Origin of the sequence: Candidatus Endomicrobiellum cubanum (assembly GCF_031278955.1) — a bacterium.
Taxonomy (GTDB): Bacteria; Elusimicrobiota; Endomicrobiia; order Endomicrobiales; family Endomicrobiaceae; genus Endomicrobiellum; species Endomicrobiellum cubanum.
In genome coordinates this window covers 15,586-37,384 of the sequence record NZ_JAITJM010000048.1, presented here as the reverse complement: position 1 = coordinate 37,384, position 21,799 = coordinate 15,586, and the positions used below count along the sequence as shown (strand labels likewise).

Sequence of the window (21,799 nt, the reverse complement as noted above, 5' to 3'; positions counted from 1 at the left end):
CAATCATCTCCTTTATTATCTTGTTTTATTTATTGTGCCATTGCCATTAAAATATAAATGATGCTTTGGTATTACTTGTATTGATGGATCATGCAAATCATAACTTGTACACCATTCAGATATAATATTCCATGTTTTTACACTCGGCCAAGCTTTTAAATTTCTTGGAAAGACACTAAACTGCTTTTTTGCAAGAAGAATATCTTTTATTTTATTTGGGAATTTAGGACTTCTTTGTCTATTCATCACAATGCAAAGAACTTTATATACTTCATTTTTATTAATTTCCCATTTATAATCAATATCATATTCACCATCTCCATCTTTTCTATAATCGCCACTTAACATTTGAGATAACAACGTCTTTTCTTCAAGTGTAAAACCATATTGAAGTTCCTCTGCATTTGCAATGGTAGAACATAAACCAAAAAATCCAAACATAAATAACAGTAAGAACCCAATAACAAATATAACTAATATTATTAGCGAAGTTGTGTCATCTTTTAACTTCATTTTTAGTATTTTCTGTTTTATTAGATGGTTCTTCTTGGGCTTCGCTTTTTAAACCCGTAAGGACCAACTCTGGTATATGCGGACCTATATCAACTAAATTTGGATGTTTTTCTTCAGTCCACATTGCACAAATAAGATTCCATGCTGCTGCGCATAAATGATCTTCGTCTAATTGTCCGTCCATATATTTGAAAATATGTCGCAAAGACGAATCAATAAAAGAATGCAGTGGTATTCCTTTTTCCCAATTTCTATCTGAGTATTTTTTAGCGCCTGCTTCAAAATGTTTTGCAAGACGTAAAAGGGCTACGGCTGGAAGAAGATCGCATCTTCCTTTATTTCCTCCAATGTCTCGTACAGCTCCGGTTCCAAATTCTGTTCTATTTCCTGAATCTTTTAAACCAATACCAAATATTTTATTAGACAATTAAATCATCCTTTCTAAATATCTTATATAGATAACTTTTATGAGTCTATATAATTACCACTTTAAATAAATTCTCTATAATAAAATATATTTTACAGAGAACTTAATCCTTCTTTGCGAGTAAAATGATGTATCAAAGTTGTAGTATTACCATTCACAAATTGCTTAAATATAGGCATCGATAAACACGTTTCGCCTTTAGCATTTTTAGATATACCAAACGCTTCTATCTCTACCTCTTCGCCAAGAAGTTCTTTTCTATATTCTGCTATATAATATCTTTCTTCATCTGTAAAACCCGATCCAACTCGTACGGGAGATGTGCAAGCATCTACCTTACAAACTATTGCTCTAGCACCTCCAACAATCTTTGTTGTTGGTAATGCCATTTCTATATCTATTATTTTACCAATAAATTCCTCCTTTCTTTTAACTTTAATAAGGTTTTTGCTTTTGCCTTGTATATAAGGCATGTCACAATCTTGTAACATTAACCCCTCTCCGCCTCTTGCAAATACAATTTTTGCAAGATTATTTATTAATAAAGTATTTTCTCCATGTACATTTCCAAATATAGGAATCATTATTACAGGGTCTTCTAATGCAAAATATGTAAAAATATTCTGTAATTTGACTGTTCTTTTTGATGTTATATCCATACAATCTGGTTGAAAATAATCAAATATGACGGCCATAAGATCTCTTTTATTTGTCTCATATTCTTGTGATACTTTACTATTTGTTATCATTCGTAATTCAAAGCTATCCACACCGCCATAATATGATTTTCTATCTACTATTTCACAATCATAATATGTATTGAGTGGAAATCTGTTATTTTCAAAAAATAAACAAATATGATCTAAATAAGGATCTGGTTTGTAAGTTCTGGAATATGCTCGAACTTCTCCTTTACTATTTTTATAAAATATCTTCCGTACACCGTCAATCTTCTCACTAACTCGATACAAATGCCCAATTAAATCAACCCGATTCATATCTTCAATATTTATTCCACTTTGAGGTGCTATTGGTTTCAAAATATTCCCTCCTTTCAACTAAACTCAAAAAATAAGATCCTATGATTTCTCATAAGACCCTATCTCTTAAAAAACTAATTCTCACTAGGTTTTTCTATCAACTTATCAATCTTCTTTTGGATCATGTCGTCTATTTTTTGATCCTTTGATCCTTCATTTTCAGCTTTAAATATCAAGCCCGCTAATGAAGATGCCAAAGCAGCAAATAATGTTGCAACAATCCCCATTTTATGAATCTTAAAAAAGTTTACAAACATATAAATCACCTCCTTTAAATTTTGTTTCTCTATTATATTATATGTTTTTTCAAAAAAGACAAAAGATAAGATCCTATGATTTCTCATAAGACCTTATCTCTTAAAAACTAATTTTCGCAGAAATTTTGCTGTTGATTTATTCTTCGGAATTTTGACTTATTATTTCGGGTTCTTCAATATTAATCTTTTCCGTATCGCCCGCTAGTTTTTGATTCACTTTTCCTTCTAGCCATGCGCCACCGCAAAGTCCTACTATTGTTCCTGTAATAATACAAATAGTCCTTAGTAAATTACGAGTCAACCAACATTTCATACAAATACCTCCTTTAAATTTTGTTTCTCTATTATGTTACGTGTTTTTAATTCAAAAACTTAAAGAGCTAGTCTTCCGACCAACTCTTAAGTTATTTTTAATTATAGCTTCGGTTTTGCTAAAAACCAAAACAATTTTGTAGTGATAACGTCTATTTTTTCATGTTTCATCACAAGTAAAGCTATGGCTAAGTTTCCACTTATAACCATTAGTGTTGGCGCTATCTTTTGAAGCGTTTCCATATTAATTCGCTTCAAATTAGATATTTTTTCCAATTCTACTAATATCTTATTATGTTCTACACTGCCAGGCTCTAACTCTTGTAATGCTAATAAAACCCTACGTTCCTCCTCTTTTAAAAGTTTGTTATTTGATTTTTTTCTTAACATTCTTTACACCTCCTTAAAAATCTCTATTATATAGCATGTTTACTACATTTTTATTACTTTAATTCGGTTTTTGGTATATGAAGTTTTTTAGCATTTGGTAACTTGATTCGAACTTGTTCGTCGGGTTCATATTCTTCAAGATTATAATACTCATTAAGAGAAAGATTATCCCAACCATAATCAAAAGATTGATAATAAAAATGAGGATATTTCTGTGCTATATTATAATCTATCATTTTTATACAATCTTGAAAAGTAACAAATCTCTTTTGTATAGATATAAGTTGTAAAGCATCTACAAATCTATACGCCATTTCTTTTGATGAAAATTCTAAATTATCAGTTATAGCATCTCTTGCTACATCATTAAATATAATTGGAATATCTTTAACAAATGCCCACATTAATGTGCCAGCAAGCTTTCTAAACTTAGGATGACTAAAATAATTAGTTCTTAGTTTAAAAAAATGCCTCCACTCTCTTAGATTTGCCGTCATTATTAGCTCGGTTTTTGTCAAGCCAAGAGGAAGAACATCTCTTGCAAATTGAGGTGTGGTGCCAATTTCTACAAGATTATTATATACACTTTTTGCTATCTTAGCAACGTCAAGCATCAAATTAAAGGCCTGTTCTGAAATATCATATGCTAAGCCAGAAGCTATTATTTCATCACAATCCTTATAATTACAATATCTTGTAGATTCTTGAGAATATGATGCTATTCTATGTCTAACAATTTCGTTTGCTATTGCTCTGTCTGTAATAAATTTTACTGTTATATTTACATGTTCTAATACGCTTTCGTGTCCGAGTTCTATTAGCTTTTCAACGAATTGTTCGGTGGTAGTTAAAGATGCTTTATGTTCACTCTTATAACAAACCCTTCCACAAAGTTCTATTTTTTGAAGAATTTTTTGTCCATCAATTTCATCAATAATCTCTACCCGTGGTTGTATTATATTCATATAGCATCCTCCTTTAATTAAATGTGGATTTTGGTTGAACGGTGTATGTTAACACAATACAAGGCACGCCTTTATCAGACAGCATCGTATCATATTTTATATCAATTAATCCTTGATCTATATACCAACCCAATTCATCGCCGTGTTTTACTAGTGGCAATTCAAGTTCATAATATAAATCATTCAACTCAATAAACATTTCGTTTATAAGTCTTTGATTTAGATCGTTAATTATTTTTCTTATCTTTTCATATTCACTGTAAAAATATCTTCCTGTTTGAGAATCATAACAAAGTACACTACCATCTGTAATATAAATATTATTCTTTTCTTGTGGTGGATTATTATTTACTTTTTCTTGGTTAATTTCCGATTTTATCTTCTTTTCTGCTTTATCTCCTATCGTCTCAACTACCTTTGCTTGATACGTTTGTAAAGCTTCTTTTGAAATAGAATATAATCCTGCTAAAGCAGCTGCTCTCTTTGTACTAATATGTTGTGACATAATGATGCAAGTAATTGTTGCTATACCACTAACAAACGTTGGTAAATATATCTTTCCAATTTCTTTAGCAACTTCAATTTTCTCTTCTCGATTAGCTTTTTTAAATATAATTTTCTCAGATGTTAAAAATTCTTGAGCTTTTAATGTTGCTTTAGCCCCAAATATAACCGTTGATACAACACCCGCACACGCCAGTCCACTTAGAAGCTGTGGAGTATTTTGATATATCATACTAGTAATATACCTACGCGTTTCTTTGAAACTTTTCATATTATTTATCCTCCTCTGTTGTTGGGTCTGGAAATACAAGTTGCAGCTTTAATTTCTCTCCACTTAATATTACTTTTGTTTCTGTTGTCTCTAACTCATTAATTGTGAGCATCACCTCATTTCCAAATTGTAAGGATATTGTTTTAACATGATCGAAAAATATCATGTTGTTTTCTAAAATCTTGTAAATTGTCTTTACATTCTTTATTGCATTTAACAATTTAATTATCTCCTCTATTAACAATTTGTGATTTTTTTCTTCCAGGAAATTTTTCCTCCAAAAAACTTAAAGCTCTATGTTTCCATAGAGCTTTTAAATACCTATTTTACTATGAATTCAACATCTACAATGTTTGAATTTAGTTTTACAAACTTTTCCTTTTTGCAAGATATTGATATCTGTTTAACCACAGCTACTAATAGTTTTACCACAACTATTGTCGTTACACTTATTAGGGTAACCATTAGTAAACTTGGTATACCATATACCAACAACCCGCCAAATAAAATTATTTTAATAATACTTTTCAAACCATTCAGCATTTTTAAATCCTCCTTAAATTTAGGCTATCTCTATTAAGGAGTGTGTTATTTTTACCACTTTACAATCTTACAATCAAAAACTAAATGTAAAGTCCTATGTTTCCATAAGACTTTACATCTTTTAACTTTTTAAAAGTTTTTATTTTCCGTCTTTTTTATTATACATGTCGTATAAAATTCTTTTATCTGCCGACCAAAATGAAGCACGGTTACTAATATGGCTACTATCAAAAATAAATTACTTTGCCATCCTAACAATCCACATGCTTCCAATTTTGTCAACATCGGAAAAGAACACGCTATTACCAACATCGTCAATAAATACATCACGTCTTTTGTCATTTCTAACTCCTCCTTTTAAAGTTAATTTCTCTATAATATTCTATGTTTTTTTTACCGTGTTTTACAAAACATAAAGTCCTATGTTTCCATAAGACTTTATATTTAAGATTATTAGAAATATAATATTAATCCTTTCTTATTTTTTGGTTGCTACCGAACACGCCATTAACCAATTTTACTATTAGCCATATCATCGCAATAAATGGGAGTATTAAAAAACTTACAACTCCACAAATTAAAATCGATCCTAAAGCCCAATACAATACCACTGGAAAACACGCTATTACAAGCAAGCATACTACAAATATAACTCCTGGTTTTAACATTTACATCAACTCCTTTTTTTAAATTTAATCTCTATAATATTATATGTTTTTAATAATTATAATATAAAATGCTATTTACATGATGTTTCAATTTCTCTTCTGACAAATTATTTATAGTCTCTTCTAGATTGTTAATATGAATTTCTAATGTCAAAATTAAAGAGTCGTCTTTTATTTGTACGTTTGTATCAATAAGGTTTTTCTCAAGTTTAAGAATTCCACGATGTCTTCTATAATATTCGTTTAACCTGTTTGATATTTCTTTATTTAAGAAATCAAGTTTTTCTTTCATTCTAATATCTCCTTTCAAAAAAATAAAGCTCTATGTTTTTAACACAGAGCTTTTTAAATAAATTTAACTCTTAAATGATTTTTAATCCAAACCGCTCTTTCCCTTTACAACTCGAATGATGCTCTGATCAATCGTGTAAGATCCTGGCGTATAGACTAACGTATTTAAATCTTTAGTTGCCTTATACGCTGAGATCTCAAGAATGATAAAATCTGCCATTTTTGTTACTTTGTCGATTGTGTCCTTCATTACAATCTCCTCCTTTAAGTTAATTACTCTATTATATGCTATGTTTTTAAGAGAAAAAATTAAAGCTCTATGTTTTTAACACAGAGCTTTTTAAATTAACTTTTTAAAGTTATTTTAAATTAACGTTCGTTTAATCTCAAGTTCGCTTTTCTGATCCGTTGAGAATTTCCAAACCGTCGCTACATCATCACCTTTGTTAACCATTTTCAATTCTATCGTTACTGGTTCAACAGAGATTGAAATGCATGTCGCGTCTGGATATTCCTCTAACAATTTCAGTGCTACCGACTCATAAATCCCATTCAATTCTTCGTTTACTTTTATCATTTCTAACTCCTCCTTTAAGTTAATTACTCTATTATATGCTATGTTTTTAAGAGAAAAAATTAAAGCTCTATGTTTTTAGTAACCGTAAAAGATGTAAGGGCGGCCCGCTCAAAACCACCCTTACAGTAGTACACGCTGTTAAAACGGACACGAGGTTAATTAAATATCACATTGGTTTATCTCCTTTATCAAGAGAATCAGTTAATAATTGTGTTATAACATATAAAATGAATAACACAAGCAGGCATAAGAAAATAACAATAGAATTCATCAATAAATAAGAAACTAATGTATTATCTTTAAACGATAACTTATAAAGAACTTTATAACTAAAGAATTTATCTATTAGTAAAACTAAAAATACAAATCCATATAGACCTAAAATATAAAGAAATATCTCTTTTTTTGTAGCAATAAAATTTCCTTCTTGATTATTCATCTTCAAGCGTTACCTCTTGTGATGGATCATATACAAATATTAAAGTATCATTTGCTAAAGGCAAGACCTCTTTCTTTGTTGGTTTATGATCCATTATTATAATATTTACAAAATCGTTTGGTATAAACGTTATAATATCACTATTTGCATCTTTTTCAACACCAAGTAAATTTGTTTTATTATTTACTTTATTGCTAAGATCCATGTTAAATTTTAAATCTTCACTAAATTCTGGAGTTTTATTTTTATTAAATTGTCTAAATGTAACAAGTCTTTTATTTATAGGATCTGAGTCCTCGCTTAATTGCCTTACAACAATTGGAAATTCAAATCCTGCTTGATGTATAGACTCTGGTTCTGGAGGCGGCTCTTCTCCCACTGGCGTAGGAGACATAAAAGGACTAGCATAAACCTTTAAACCAGCACCTCCACCCATATTGCCAGGTTGAGCTAAACCCACCTCAATTGGAAGCCAACCCTCAGGTACTAACGTGGGCTCAATTTCTGCCACAACACCAGAAATTATATTTTTTATATTAAGAGATATTCTTGCACCTGATGTCTGACCAGTTACTGTTATAGAAGAACCAGCAGTATATCCCGTTCCTCCAGATTGTGGTGAAATTACAACGGTTGAATTATCATTTATAGCTCTTACAATTCCAATAAATCCTTGTCCACTAGATGAATCGCTTTGATATACATACTCTGATAATATAAAATTACTATTTTTACTATTTTGAGTGGCTACATATGCGGCAATCATATTTGTACTAATAGTTTTAATAGTAACGGTAGCTTGCGTACCAGATAAAAGCCCTTTTACTGTTATTTGATTTCCAACTTCATATCCAGCGCCACCATACGCAAGAGTAAAATATTTAGCGCTCTCTGTTTTAATCGTGGTTGGTTCTGTTGACAAAATTTCATTTGGTGTAATAATTATATCATTTGTTGAATCTGTAAGCTTAGCTAATGGACTTTCTATATATGATGACACTAATTTACTTGTTACAACTTGAACCGAATTGGTTTGTGTAGCTAAGAAATTATTCGCTATTAACGGATCTAATGTATCGTTTACACTAACAAGATTTCCATCTTGATCTAACGCATTTCCATATCCATCAGAATTAGCTCCTCCACCGCCTGAACCACCCGAACCATCTCCTAATCCTAACGAACTAGGATCAAGTTGATTAGAATTATTAGAATTATCAGAAGAAATTCCTTGAAGAGCTTTTTCTCCAATTATAAATTTAAATAAATCTTGTATTGTATTTGATAAGTTTTTATAAACTAATGTGTCACTAACTTGAATATTTACATCTAAAAAATCATATGGATTATATTCTAAAGATACAACACGAAGCGTTTTATCATCCATAATATCGTTTTTTTTAATTGTAATTGTATCAGAAAGATAAAAATTGTATAAAGTACCTTTAATATATTGTAAAGGGAAAAACCCAGGAGTAATATTAAACGTCGTTGTTCCTAATTCATTATTTAAATTTCTTGCGGTATAATCCACATTAATTTCAAGATTTTTACAATCATCAGCATCTATATTTAATACTACGTCACCAATAGTAACTATACCAAAAGTATTATCTTCATCATTAAAAACAAGAAAATCACGTGCTGTAATAAATTTATCGTGTAAAAAAACTATAAATTCTTGCAATATTTGAAGAACTCTAGTTGCTGAACTAGTAAATGTTATTTTAGCATTCGGATTGTCAAGGTCCCCAAATTCTCCAAGAGGATAACAAGTACCTGATTCAAGATTTCCTCTAAATATATCCTTAAAAATTTGTTCTATTGTACCTGTAAAATTATAATTTAAACTATTATCATCTTTTATATCTTTAATATCTTCAGCAGGTATACTTGCACCATCTGATATGTTACTAATTCCACCAACAGCAGAAGGTAAAAAAGATGATAATATTGAAGAGGAATATGTTGAATATCCCACAAATATTACTGTCGTAGAAGCTAATAAACTTAATTCTTCATCAAGATCGTTTATTTTTCCAAAAATAATTGTATCTCCAACTTTATAATTAGTTCCTCTTGCTACTATAAGTCCTTTTGGATTACTTCCACTAGCTCCTGCTGTTGTTACATAATTACCGTCATCGTTTTGAACAGCTACAACTTTTATTCTAAAACCATTGCCCTTACCATCTGTGTACTCTTGACTATATTCTGTTCCAACCTTCCATTCTTTTTTCTTTACTCCTATTTTACCATTAGGTTGTTCTATACTATATATACTTCCATTAGAAACAAGAGATACTTTAAATTTACTCGTTGCGCCGCTTTCAACACCATGAAATTCAACAATATCATCTTTATCATAACCCGTTCCACCATAAACAATTTCAATTGTTGGTAAATTTTTACTACTTACCTCCGTAATATATCCTTCAAATCCATGTCCATTAGTATCTCCGCCAGAAATTTGTTCTATTTTTTCATCTATAAAAAATATTTTATTTCGATTTGCTACTGGTTTTTTATTATTATTTTTGAACCATTCAACTTGAATATAGGGTATTTTATTTAATTTATATATAATATGATCACAAGCAACAGCTATAGTAGTAATACCATCCGCATCAATTTTTTTGTTAATTGTTCGGACCATAAACTTATAACCATCATATATAATATTTGCATCTTTTGTTATTGATTTTAAATTATTATCTAATATTGTTTCAAAATCTAAAGTATGTTCGCCACTAATATTATGCACAAATTTACAACTTATAACATTTATAATATAAAAATTGTCACATTTAATTTTTCTATTTAAATTTAATTTTTGTGGAAGATCATAACTTGACATTATCTTATACCTATTCTATCCTTTCAACCAACGTTTAAATCGCCGTAACCAGCATTAGAATTTGTTATTGGAGAACCATCTCCCGATTCGTTTATCCATGATATTGTTATTGGAATGGTACTATAAGATCCGGGTGTGCTATAACTATCAAACGGTTGACATACAAAATTTATATTTGTGTTTGCTATAGGAAATTCCCCTTGCATTGGATATTCTACATTTATAGCGCCATCAAGTTTTGCATAATAGGTTACAGTTGGATCTTCTATAAAAGACAACGGACACCATCTTGGTTGACTAAGCCACGCTGCTATTTTATGACCTCTTTCGTACAATTCTGCAATTGCTAAATTATCAGTAGTATAAACATTATCTTCTATAGTATTTACAAAAGGTTTGCTAAGATCTGTATATCCTCCAATCCATTGTACGGATATCGTAATTTGTCCAAGCTCAAATCTATTTTTAAAATTACTCACTTTATCTGCATCAAGATCATAAGACCCAGAATAACCAGCCAACTCAACTCTTCTAAATTTGACGGCTGGTATAAGAGGCCGAGTTACAGACTTACAAATTAAACCATAATCATCAATTGACCGTTTGCCATTAAATCTAAATCCTCCCGCTAAAAATGGATATTTCAATTTAGTAGCCATATTCTTTTATCCTTTCTATCAAAGATTAAAGGAGTTAGAGAATATCCCTAACTCCTTTATATAACTTAAAGAGAATAACCCCTTCCATAACCATAATTCTTTAATACATTATTAAGATTCGTAGTAATCTTACGAATATCACTTTCATCTCGAACATTATTTGTTATTGTCAAATTCAAAGGTACAGGCTGCCTAATTTCTGGTTGCTGGGGTTGTGGTTGAGAAGCAACAAGTTGATTTGCTTGCATCCTATTAAATCCATTAGCCGCCGCAACAGAATTAGCATTGATAGAATCGAATTTTAGTTGCTTATTTGCAAATATAGAATCAATCATACCAGAAGCAGATTGAATATTAGTTAAATCTATTACTGGTTTTATTATAGGCTCAGTATTAAGATTTAATGCTAAAGAACTTGCTAATTGATCAGCTATAGTAGTTGATACAGGATTTATATTATTTTTGAAAGACATCGTTTTTTGTATTAATTCACCAATTTGGTTTGTATAATGTTCTATAGTAGAAGCGCCAGAATTTATACCAGCAGCAAGAGTATTTACAATATTTTGCCCACTAGAATAAAATCCACCGCCAATGTTTTGAATAGAACTTATAATTTCTTTCGTCAATATATCAACGCCGTTTTCTACAAGATTTATAGAATTTATAAATCCGTTTGCTAAACCTTCAACACAATATCTTCCAATTTCCATAAATTTCTCGGATGGCGAAGATACTTTAAGCTCGGTTTCAGTAGCGGTCTTAGCTGCTTGAGCAAGAGTTTTTGCTGCTGTAACAACATCTATTTCACCAGATTTAATACCATCAGCAAGACCAGCTGCTATATTTTTGCCAATTATTTTAAATTCATCAACATGTTTTGATGCTTCTGTAGCAGCAGAACCAAGAGTTGCGTTAATTGCTTCTCCAACTTTAGCTCCTCCATCATTAGTAATTGTTTCAGCTGTTTTTGACATAGAAGAACTTACAGCCTTTGCTACAATAGGACTAAGAGTAGCAGATCCACTCTCAAGCACCGTTCCTGTTTGTTTAATAAAGTTTTTAGTTGCTTCAACACTTTCTGTTGTTTTCTCCTGTATTTTAGCAGGAACGTCATCAACCGGGGTTGTTACGGTCGTGGGTTTAGGTTCTTCTACAACTTCTTCTGGCTTTTCTTTAGGAGCCTCTTTTTTAACTTCTGGTTCTTCTTCGTCTTCAACAACTTGTTCGTCTGTTTTTGCTATTTTTTCTGCTGTTTGTACTGCTTGTTCTTCTTTTGCCTTCATTTCGTCGGCCCATTTTTGTTGCCGAACTCGCGCAGCTGCTTCTTCATCTTTAAGATATGTAGCTCTTAATTGATCGTTAAGTTTCTTATCAAGCATCCCATTAACAGCTGTTCCTTTAAACTTAGCTTCTTCAAGAGATTCTTGATATGCTCTAAAATATTGTTGTTGTTTATCTTGTTCTTCAAGTCTAGCTTTAACTGACGCGGCATTTACGTCACTTATAGCTCTTCTAGCATAAGCTGCTTCTAAACGCTTTAATTTACTTATTTCTTTTCTTGCCTTGATTCGTTCGTCAAATGACATGTCCATGCTATTTGCTTCATATTCAATTTCTTTTTCAGCAATTTGCTCTTGAATAGATTTACGTTTTTCTAAAATACTATTATATCGTTCTAATTGTTTTAACATCATTTCACGACGTCCAATAAGAACTTTATCGTATATTGCCGCTACAGCATCGCTAGTAAGCCATTCTTTTGTAAGATCTTTAACGCCCTCACTTAGACCTTCTATAAATGATTCTCCTGTTTTTTTACCTTGTTCTTCTCCTTCAGCACTTGCATCTAAAGATTCAGTAATTTCATCTTTTTTATCTTTTACAATTTGTTCGCCAAGAGGATCTAATCCAAAGAAACCTAATAGTTTATTATAAATATTTCTACCTTGTAAACCGGTTGTACTATCCGGGTTCTTCACTGATTCGTATATATTTTTAACTAGGTTAATAGCTTTTTTGCTATTAACATCTATTTTATCTACTGGTATAATAAGACCAAACTTCTCTTCTGCCCAGTTGGCTATTTCTATAAGCATTTTGTTTGTAGATTTTTCTGTTTCTTCATTAGTCTTGGTTGCGGTTTCTCCTAATTTATTAATCTCTTCTCGAGCTTGTTTCATTTTATTTTTAGCTGGATTAAATACATCAGGCACGCCACTGCTTTGTTTTTGTTGGTTTATTAATTTAGCTTGCTCTTCTGTTAAAACACTCATTTCAACGCCGGTTTGTTTTATTTCTTTATTTTGTTTACTTAATAAATCGTTCATTACTAACTGAGAAGCGTTTTGTTTTATTTGTTCTTCGCCCATTCGTAATAGTGCTCTTTTACGTTCTTGATCTTGTTTGATAAGATAATTATTATATTTTTCTTGAGCTCTTGCAAGAAACTTTTCCGATTCAATTGAATCGGCTAAAGCTAAATTTGCATATTGTATAGCCTTATAATGTTCTACTAACGCATTAATAGTTATGTTATTTAATCCTAAAACAAAACCTGTTACTAAACGAGTACTAAAAGATTCACTATCTAACGACATACCCAAAGCGCTTAACAAAACAGTTCGTAAATTTTTACCAACTTTTTCTAACTGAGGTTTAGTAGCATCAAGATTTCCTGCTAAATTTAAGCCCATTAGTGTACCGATGCCACCGCTAGCTTGAACGGCGTTAATTAACGGACTTTTAGCAGCTTTAGCAAGTTTTTCACTTGCGTCTCCAACGTCAACCTTAGAATTTAATATGTTTTTAGCATATTCTGTTCCTGATAAATCACCAATATCTTTTACATCTTTAACTGATCTTTCTAACGGTTCTATTTCCGCTTTTACTAATGCATTACTCGCCGAAGTCACAGCCGGCAACGCTTTAAGTTGGCCATTAGCAAAAGCAGCAGGAATTTGTTCACTTGCTTCTTCAGCATATGCTACGGTTGCAGCAAATGGATTTATATAAGATAAATAACTAAGAGCCTTTTGAAATGCTCCAACAGCCTTTCCACCATTAGTAGCAATAGCATTTTCAAGCTTTTTTGTTTTGCCTGATAAGCCGTTAGCAAGTCCCTCTTCAATATAATTACCAAGACGCTCCATTTTCTTGGAAGGACTGTTAGCTTCCCACCAAGTTAAGAATCTTGCCCAAAGTCCAGAGAAACCACGTTCAACCCTAGGCCAAACAACTTGATCTATATTTGCTAGACCCTCAGATAAACCATCTATTATAGAACGCGCAATAACTTTAAAGTTATTTCCTATTTTATTTGCATTCATTGTTTCAAGCATCCGTACAAACTCCATAATGCTTGATAATGTCTTTTGAACAACTATTAACTGCCCTTCTGACTTCATAATGGTACTTAATACTTTAAAAAGCTGCTTAAATATAGTAATAACTTCCTCTGCCGATACAGAAGATGCTGCTAATATTTCTGTATTACGATCTAATCCATTTGCAAATTTAAGAATAGCTTCTACAAGAGTTAATAAAACAGTTGGAGGTGTAAGGCTTAAATTATGTAATGCTATTGCTATATTATTAAACGCATTAGCAACAGTATTTATAATTTCCGTCATATTATCCATTGCAGACGAACTTACTATGATATCTCCTATACTATTCATAAGAATATCATAAAAATATCGTAATCCATCAGCAGCGGATGTAGCATATTCACTAATTTTTTCTAAGCCCATACCATATTGATTAACTCCAGCGCCAAACACATACATAGCAGCTGACATAATCAATACAGCACCAGCAAATGCTAATAATATAATTGTTACTTGTGGTATTGCGGCAACAGCGGTTGCTCCTATTGCTAATATTCCAAACAAAGCTCCTATTGCGACAACTCCCGCTATTATATTTTCAAATGGTATAAATATAAGCGGCGTCATAGCAAGAAGCATTGCTCCAAAACCAAGAGCCATTATAAATAGACCCTCTGTTATACCTTTAATATTATATTTTTTATTAATAGATGCTAATAAACTAATAGCGATGGCAATAGCCGTTACTGCCGCAACAAGACCTGTAAATGCAGCTGTAATACTCTCCCATTTAAAATATGCTAACGGTGCTAAAGAAACCATTAATAATGCAAATCCGCCAGCCATTTTTGCTATAACACCCGCTATATATCGTACATCCCATTTATCGTTAGCTTGAGCTACCAGTTTTAAGCATTGACCTAAAGCTAATACTAATGCTGAAAGACCACCCAAAATTACTCCTAATTTTAATGTCTCAAAATTCTTAAATAAATATGTAATACCTAATAATAAAGATAAGCCTAAAAATAAATTTCTTAAAGATTTTGCAATAGCATTAATATCAGCGCCAGCTTTGGCTGCTTCAGCCATTACAACAAGACCTTTAGTTATAGCAAGGAAAAATGTACCAATTCCTAATATAGCCCATCCAAAATTTGGAAAACGCCCAATTAAAGCTATAGCAGCTGTCAAAATTAATAAAGATACTGCTAGTTGTTTAAATATTTTAGATATACCTTCAAATTTTGTCCAATTAAAAGCTCCTAATATATAAAGAGGAACTCCCAAAGCAGCTAGTGAACCAACCACACCAAGTAATCCCTTACCAAGAGTTGGCCAATCTACTTGAGAAAACGATTTTACTGATCCAAGTAAAAGTTTTAAAGCTATTGCTAATCCAAAAAACATTGTGCCAAATCCAGTAAAACTCTTACCTTTTGCCACTCTTGACATAATAACCATAAGAATTGTTAATTCTAAAATAGCACCTGTAACGCCAGCAATTCCTTGCCAAAAGTTTTCTTCTGGAATAACAGCAAAAGCTTTTGCTGCTCTTGCTATTAAATATGCTGCTACACCTAAACCCGCTATAACATAACTAAAAGATTTTATAGATTTAACTTTTGTTGGATCGCTAAAACGATTTATTGTAAGAATAATTCCCGTTAGAAGAATAAGAGTAGAACCTATAGAAATTAAAGCGGCTGTAAAACCTTTAGGATTTGTTCCCGCTATTTTAGATATTCCATATAAAGCAGCAGTAAATAAAGCTATAAAAACACCAAATGATTTTATAGCATCTCCTGCTTTTCCAATCTTGTCAACCTTTTTGCCAAGAGTATACAACGCTGCTGTTATTAAGGTCACAAACACGCCTAATCCAATAGCAGCAGCAAGTAATTTCGTTTGATCTAAGAATGTTAATACAGTTAAAGAAGCTGCTAACACCCCAATTAAAACAGCAAAAGCTTTTATCTTTTCTCCAAGACCTTCTTTTCCTACTCTATCAAATGCTTTTGATGCACTATCTAATACATTTCCAACGCCAGCAAATAATAGTCCAAGACCTTTAATAAATCTTGCTATTCCAAGCGTTAAAAGTACAAGCACTCTACCAATTATAAACGCAATAACAATACCAATTGCCATTATTATTTTTGATCCATTTATATTTGATATAAAATTTAATATAAAATCACCAATAGAGCCCGTCATTTTTTGAAATGTAGATTTAGCTTCTTCTTCTGTTTTTTCTATTTTCTTAACTTCTTTATTTATAGTTCCACTTGTTGTCTCTAATTCGCCACCATACGCGGGCGTTGCGGCAAATGGATTTGGAATTTTACTAAACATATTTGATATAGCGGTTCCTATTTTGCTAAGAACACCACTTTGTTTTTTTATAATATCTTTTTCATCAATCGAGGTACTACTTAAAGCTGTAGTTAATGCTTCACCTGTTTTAGCTATTTCTTCTTTATTTACTTTGGCACCACCAAACAAGTTGTCCCAGAAAGAAGTTACATTTTTTTTGGCATCACTAGCCGATTCACTAACAGAATCTATTGCTTTCGTAGCATTTGTTGCCATATTATTTTTAAAATTAACTACTGTTTTTTTAACTTTTTCAAATATACCATCTATATTCATTATTCCACGAGATACTGCTCCAAGAAGCTCTGTAACAACTCGTAGAATAAATTTAACCCAAACAAGCATTGATTGTGGAATAGATAATAGGATTTGTATACCCGCCGACTGAGTTTTAGAAAACTTCTTTAGTTTAAATGATAAATCATCAAAATACTGATAAATTGAATAAAATATTAATCGAACATCTTGAATAACACCAACTATAAAGTTTCTTATAGATGTTAAAACACCACCGAACGTACCTTCAAACTTTTTTAAATTTTCAATAGTATTACTAAAGACTTTACTTACTCCACCTTCAGAGAATGCAGCAAAAACATCAATTATCTTTTTTTTAAATGATGTTAACGTTCCTCCTAAGTCAGAGATAATATCATATAATTTGTTAAATCCTCTATAAAAACCAGTAACCATTACTTTTAAAATATTTGCTAACCTGGGCGACGTTTTCTCAAGTTCTAACAGCCCAACGTGAGCTGCTATAACGCCTCTTGTAACGCCAAGCCATATTTGAGGACCTAAATTTGAAGCTAATGTTGAACCATATTTAGCAAGGTTACTGATAAATATTTTTAATTTAGTTTTAAAACCTTCCATTTTTTCTCCAAGAGCTTCCATACCACCAGAAACTCCGCGTTCTTGGAAAGATTTATAAATATTATTTATACTATTTACAAAAACGTTTGTGTGTTTTCTAATTTTTTCAACAACATCAGCAAAATGAGAACCTAATTCACCAAATTTATCTCTTATTTTATTTAAAAACTCTTGAACGTTGGCTGATTCTTTGAAGGTTTTTATAAATTCTCTAATATTTAATGTAATTTGCCCAATAAATGTAAATAATTTTTGCATATTAATATAAGCTTTTGTAAGAAAATCAATTATAACATTACCTGTTATTTGAAATTCTCCTCCAAGAGCTTGTATTTCTTTAGCTCTTCTTGGAATTTCTGCAATCTTACTAAAAAATTCACCAAGATATCTTCCAACAACAGAAAAAACTTCTTTGGATATAGTAAAAGCAACGTTTAAAGCTTCTACGGCTGCCGTAAAAGCTTCTACTAAAGCTATATTTATTAAATCTAAAACACCACTTAATGATTTTGCTATAATAGATAATAAATTTATTAATTTAGATAATGATTGACCCACAATTTTAGCTAAAATTTTAGCAATCCCACCAAATAATGTCTTTCCTATTTTTAATACTTGAAATAGACCAGCCATTATATTAGTAAGTTGTTCGGCTTTTTCATCACTTAAAATAAATAAACTTGTAAAAGAAGAAAAAGCTTTAGATATAGCAGCTAACTTACTTACTTCTTTATTTTTAGGAAATATAGCAGCCCAGCCATCTTTAACAGAATTCATTACTTTACGAAGAGCAATAAGAACGTTCGCCATACCAGATATTATAGCATCTCGCCCGCCCTGATCTTTCCAAAACTGTAACATTGCTATTCTTGCTTTAGCCGAGTCATCTGTTACTGTATTTATTATTTTTCCAAGAGTTGTCCATAGATCGCTTGCTTCATTATAATCACCAAGCACCGTTTCAACACTTTGCGCCCAACCAGATTGAATTCCTTCCTTTACAGTATCTACAAGTTTAGAAAATGTAGTTATTCTTTGAGCCGCCTCACTAGCTCTTTTTCCTATTTCTGTCTCAGAATCAGCATAATCATTAAGTGTTTTTGTAAGAACTTCGGTTGTTAACCATTGTGATTTAAGACCATCACTAAACATCTGTACAGCATTTAATGTGTCAGAAATATTTCCTTGCTTATCGGTCGTTATACTTTGATAATATCCTGGAGCTACTTTCTTTACCGTTCCCATTGCAACAGCAACATCAAGAAGATATTCTTTAAATTCAACAGTACCCATATTTGCTAGTTCAATTGATTTCCAGTCTATTAATTTTACAGATCCTGTAGATATTGCTTGAGCAAAGTTATACATAGCTCTACTAGCTTCATTACTATTAGCTCCAGCAAGAGCCGCCGCGTTCGCAATACCCTTTATTGCTCCAACAGCATCTGGTAATTTTACGCCAGCATTAGTAAATTTACCTATATTTGATGTCATATCAGAAAAAGAATATATCGTTTTATCTGAATATTCGTTAAGTTCATTAAGATATTTATTTACTATTTCAAGTTTTTCTCCTGTTCCTGCCATAATTGTTTGAACAGAATTCATCTTAAGTTCGTATTCATTAAAACCATCAGTCATTGCCGGAGGCATTACTAAATGTTTTATTAAAGCCGCACCGGCATCTATTGCTCCGTGCGTTATACGTTGTAAGGCTGCAAATGCTATTTGACCACTAATTGTAAAATGTTGTCCTATAGCATCAATTGACTGAGTTAGTTTTGCAAAAGCTTCTCCTGAAGAAGCTTGGTCCAATGATTTATTTAAATTTTCAAGCGTCTGTATACTTTGGCCCACGCCTTTTTCAAAGTTTTTATTATTAAATGCTAATTCAACAATTTTAGAGTCTACTGTCTTGCTCAAGATATGTCACCCCAATCTTATTACATTCTATTTAAATATGTAGTTATTTCTTTGAATATGGGTTGTAAGGCAGGATTAATATAATCAACACCATCAACAAAACTACCATTCATTGTAACGTGGCCATATTGTATAAATATAGCAACAGGAGTTCCTTTTGATATATTATCATTATGCCAATCTATAATGGTTCCTGTAGCATCTTCACGTATTTCATATCTCCAACTTTTAGCTGTTAATCCAGTATCTTTCGGAGTTGCTTTTTCCAAAGCTTGTACGCCAGCAGTAGCCCATTTTTTAAGCTTCATACGAAACTCTATTTTTGCTATAATTCCAAGCGATTGTTTTAAATTCTTATAACTTCCACTTACGGACACCTTTATCATTAATATTAGCCTCCTAAATAAAAATATTTTTTAAGAGACCGTGTTTATTCTTCTATAGCATCGTTGCTTGTAACTTCTACATCCGTACAATTTTTCTTCTTTTCCGATTCTGCAATCATCAATTTCAATTTATCTTTTATATGATCTGGCGTTATTACATTAAGTCCTTGTAAAAGACGTCCTTCTAATATTTTCATTTTATTTTCATCTCCTTCTTTCTAACCTGTTGTACCAAGAGCCTTTCTACGAGCAGCATTAAGTGAAGAATTTCTTGAGTAAAGGGCATTTCTAGACATTTTCTTTTGTGGCGTATTATTAGCATTGCAAACTCTTATCAAAGTAAGAAGTCTATTTAAATGCCATTTCTGACATTCAAATGGTATTTGCAAGGAGACCATCCAATAATATATTACTTCAGACGTTATAATTTGTCTTGATGGTGGTCCGCCGCGATCGTTTATTGTTGTAGCCGTCATAGAATCTTCAATATAAGCAGCTATTTCTTTATGATTAACAACTGTTAAAAATTTGAAAGCTGTTTCTGGTATTGTGTTTGCGTTAATACACATACATCTTATATAATCTAGAGTTTCTTCTATTGTCTTTTCTTCTTTACTAAGAAATGCTTTATGCCATTTAGACTCCCATTTTGAAATAGATAAAAGAGAATGCTCTAATTGCAATGCCCAAGGACCAGCAGTAAAGAATTCTTGAAGTTCTTCGTTAAAGTAGTCGCTTTTTTGTATTGTAATATAAAGCATTCTCTTAATCTCCTTTTATATTAGCTTGTCTTATTTGTTATAAAATTTGCCGTTTCTCGTTTATTTACTTCGTCCATTAAACCAGCAGGAAGAAGGCTGTTTACAAACAAAGCTCCTTTATCAGCATCGGTTGTTATCTCCATAAACAATTCTGAATAAGCTTCGGTCTGAAGGAACTCATCAGAAAGAGCTTTAGATTTAATAAATCTTCTTCCATCAGGAGACTTTTCACCGTATGCCTTTGTAACAATCTCTTTAAATATAGCCATGATCTCTTTACCATCTTGCGCGGCTATTATCTTTTTAAGTTTTTTCTCAAGTCCACCAGGGACGTTCATTTCTATTTCAATAAGTTCAGCCTTACTCAGATTAAAGTAAAAATCTTCTTCTCTTTCGTTCCCATCGTAGTCCACATATTTTATTGTCTTTTTTAGCATAATACTCTCCTCCTATTTTTTAAAAAACTTATTTTAAGCTTTTCTATAACTCTTTTAAATATAAAAAGAGAAGCCAGCCAAACTGAATACTTCTCTTTTATAATAATTAATTTTAAATTATATCCTAACTACCAGCAAGAATTGCCTTAATATCATCGGGAAGAAGCAGCTCAGCATCACTACTAGTAGCGCCAAAAAGCTTAGCTTCAATTGAAGCAAGCTTTGTTGCATCAGCCTTAACTGAGTCAATAACAAGAGAGGCCGTCGGACGGAAACCTGTTGCGTTAATAGCCGTCGTTGTTATTTCCCAGCTGAATGTAATAGCTTCGGGACTATCATTAACCGTCTGATAAGCCTTCTCAGAAGGAGACGCCGTCGCATTGTAGATGATGTGAATCTTGTATCCAAGGCTATCGCCAACAACATCGTTGCCAAGTCGTGTCCTATAAACAAGCCCAAAGTTCCTACGAGCTTGCTGTCCAATATAGACACCCGTTCCAAGAGTAGCTGACCCATCACAAAGCATAAACTCATCAGGATAAGTATATGCCTCAACCGTAGCACCAAATTCTTCCGTGCTTATGATATTCAAATATTTGATGTTATCAGCATAAACGGCATTTGCCTCAGCACCAGAAGGAGACTCTGATACACTGACAAGACCGTTCCAAGCTACACCTTCACCATACGTACCATCTGTGTTCATTACATAAAGTACACCATGATCTACACCAGTTTCGTAGAATCGTTCACCTGTAGTATCCCACACTAAAGCAGCCATTTGCTCTACCTCCTAATAATATAACGTTAATACACTGTGATGCAGGTTCTCGGCTGTAAAATGCCGATCGTACGTACAATACGGAAACGCATCTAACATATCCTCTGGTATATTACTATCTGGATTTGCGTCAATGATTGTTACCGTATATCGTCTACAATTTGCATACGTCCGGTTGTCAGCATATTGCGAATTAATATCACTTATATTATACACG

The 21,799-nt window shown here is 31.9% G+C and carries 24 protein-coding genes; all 24 read right to left on the bottom strand.

Annotation, left to right across the window (positions count from 1 at the left end; all coding sequences use genetic code 11):
* Positions 1 to 15: 15 nt before the first annotated feature.
* A complete protein-coding gene (locus LBD57_RS04405) occupies positions 16 to 513 on the bottom strand; it encodes a hypothetical protein (protein WP_373470118.1) in 498 nt (165 codons plus the stop codon).
* Positions 497 to 940, bottom strand: coding sequence for a dATP/dGTP diphosphohydrolase domain-containing protein (locus LBD57_RS04400; protein WP_373470117.1), 444 nt, complete (start codon positions 938 to 940; stop codon positions 497 to 499). Before LBD57_RS04400 ends, LBD57_RS04405 begins: the two co-directional genes overlap by 17 nt.
* Before the next feature lie 92 nt (positions 941 to 1,032).
* Positions 1,033 to 1,980 carry a hypothetical protein gene (locus LBD57_RS04395; protein WP_373470116.1) on the bottom strand — a complete coding sequence of 316 codons (948 nt, stop codon included), beginning with the start codon at positions 1,978 to 1,980 and terminating at the stop codon, positions 1,033 to 1,035.
* Positions 1,981 to 2,054: 74 nt separating this feature from the next.
* Entirely contained in the window at positions 2,055 to 2,237 is a 183-nt protein-coding gene (locus LBD57_RS04390; protein WP_373470115.1) for a hypothetical protein, read from the bottom strand.
* A gap of 136 nt (positions 2,238 to 2,373) precedes the next feature.
* Positions 2,374 to 2,550: a hypothetical protein gene (locus LBD57_RS04385; protein WP_373470114.1), complete on the bottom strand. Its 177-nt coding sequence runs from the start codon at positions 2,548 to 2,550 to the stop codon at positions 2,374 to 2,376.
* Between the two features lie 101 nt (positions 2,551 to 2,651).
* Positions 2,652 to 2,939, bottom strand: coding sequence for a hypothetical protein (locus LBD57_RS04380; protein WP_373470113.1), 288 nt, complete (start codon positions 2,937 to 2,939; stop codon positions 2,652 to 2,654).
* A 53-nt stretch (positions 2,940 to 2,992) separates the two neighbouring features.
* On the bottom strand, positions 2,993 to 3,904 hold the full coding sequence (thyX, locus tag LBD57_RS04375) for an FAD-dependent thymidylate synthase (protein WP_373470112.1): 912 nt from the start codon (positions 3,902 to 3,904) through the stop codon (positions 2,993 to 2,995).
* A gap of 13 nt (positions 3,905 to 3,917) precedes the next feature.
* On the bottom strand, positions 3,918 to 4,679 hold the full coding sequence (locus LBD57_RS04370) for a DUF6353 family protein (protein WP_373470111.1): 762 nt from the start codon (positions 4,677 to 4,679) through the stop codon (positions 3,918 to 3,920).
* Between the two features lies 1 nt (position 4,680).
* Complete coding sequence (locus LBD57_RS04365; protein ID WP_373470110.1) at positions 4,681 to 4,899, bottom strand: hypothetical protein; 219 nt, start codon at positions 4,897 to 4,899, stop codon at positions 4,681 to 4,683.
* 101 nt (positions 4,900 to 5,000) lie between these two features.
* Positions 5,001 to 5,222: a hypothetical protein gene (locus LBD57_RS04360; RefSeq protein WP_373470109.1), complete on the bottom strand. Its 222-nt coding sequence runs from the start codon at positions 5,220 to 5,222 to the stop codon at positions 5,001 to 5,003.
* 129 nt (positions 5,223 to 5,351) lie between these two features.
* On the bottom strand, positions 5,352 to 5,564 hold the full coding sequence (locus LBD57_RS04355) for a hypothetical protein (protein WP_373470108.1): 213 nt from the start codon (positions 5,562 to 5,564) through the stop codon (positions 5,352 to 5,354).
* 125 nt (positions 5,565 to 5,689) lie between these two features.
* The gene (locus LBD57_RS04350; RefSeq protein WP_373470107.1) at positions 5,690 to 5,890 is read right to left on the bottom strand and encodes a hypothetical protein; all 201 of its coding nucleotides are present in this window, start codon (positions 5,888 to 5,890) and stop codon (positions 5,690 to 5,692) included.
* 49 nt (positions 5,891 to 5,939) lie between these two features.
* Positions 5,940 to 6,182 carry a hypothetical protein gene (locus LBD57_RS04345; RefSeq protein ID WP_373470106.1) on the bottom strand — a complete coding sequence of 81 codons (243 nt, stop codon included), beginning with the start codon at positions 6,180 to 6,182 and terminating at the stop codon, positions 5,940 to 5,942.
* Positions 6,183 to 6,263: 81 nt separating this feature from the next.
* Complete coding sequence (locus LBD57_RS04340) at positions 6,264 to 6,431, bottom strand: hypothetical protein (RefSeq protein ID WP_373470105.1); 168 nt, start codon at positions 6,429 to 6,431, stop codon at positions 6,264 to 6,266.
* 114 nt (positions 6,432 to 6,545) lie between these two features.
* Entirely contained in the window at positions 6,546 to 6,758 is a 213-nt protein-coding gene (locus LBD57_RS04335; RefSeq protein ID WP_373470104.1) for a hypothetical protein, read from the bottom strand.
* A 166-nt stretch (positions 6,759 to 6,924) separates the two neighbouring features.
* Positions 6,925 to 7,197, bottom strand: coding sequence for a hypothetical protein (locus LBD57_RS04330; protein WP_373470103.1), 273 nt, complete (start codon positions 7,195 to 7,197; stop codon positions 6,925 to 6,927).
* Positions 7,190 to 10,054, bottom strand: a complete 2,865-nt coding sequence (locus LBD57_RS04325; protein WP_373470102.1) for a hypothetical protein — start codon at positions 10,052 to 10,054, stop codon at positions 7,190 to 7,192. Before LBD57_RS04325 ends, LBD57_RS04330 begins: the two co-directional genes overlap by 8 nt.
* Before the next feature lie 23 nt (positions 10,055 to 10,077).
* Positions 10,078 to 10,713: a hypothetical protein gene (locus LBD57_RS04320; RefSeq protein ID WP_373470101.1), complete on the bottom strand. Its 636-nt coding sequence runs from the start codon at positions 10,711 to 10,713 to the stop codon at positions 10,078 to 10,080.
* Positions 10,714 to 10,778: 65 nt separating this feature from the next.
* A complete protein-coding gene (locus LBD57_RS04315) occupies positions 10,779 to 19,217 on the bottom strand; it encodes a tape measure protein (RefSeq protein ID WP_373470100.1) in 8,439 nt (2,812 codons plus the stop codon).
* A gap of 20 nt (positions 19,218 to 19,237) precedes the next feature.
* The gene (locus LBD57_RS04310; protein WP_373470099.1) at positions 19,238 to 19,603 is read right to left on the bottom strand and encodes an HK97 gp10 family phage protein; all 366 of its coding nucleotides are present in this window, start codon (positions 19,601 to 19,603) and stop codon (positions 19,238 to 19,240) included.
* Positions 19,604 to 19,647: 44 nt separating this feature from the next.
* Entirely contained in the window at positions 19,648 to 19,800 is a 153-nt protein-coding gene (locus LBD57_RS04305) for a hypothetical protein (protein ID WP_373470098.1), read from the bottom strand.
* Between the two features lie 21 nt (positions 19,801 to 19,821).
* Positions 19,822 to 20,364 (bottom strand): hypothetical protein, encoded by a 543-nt coding sequence (locus tag LBD57_RS04300; RefSeq protein WP_373470097.1) that lies wholly within the window; start codon positions 20,362 to 20,364, stop codon positions 19,822 to 19,824.
* A 20-nt stretch (positions 20,365 to 20,384) separates the two neighbouring features.
* Positions 20,385 to 20,801, bottom strand: a complete 417-nt coding sequence (locus LBD57_RS04295; RefSeq protein ID WP_373470096.1) for a hypothetical protein — start codon at positions 20,799 to 20,801, stop codon at positions 20,385 to 20,387.
* Positions 20,802 to 20,925: 124 nt separating this feature from the next.
* Positions 20,926 to 21,582, bottom strand: coding sequence for a hypothetical protein (locus LBD57_RS04290; protein WP_373470095.1), 657 nt, complete (start codon positions 21,580 to 21,582; stop codon positions 20,926 to 20,928).
* Positions 21,583 to 21,799: the final 217 nt, after the last annotated feature.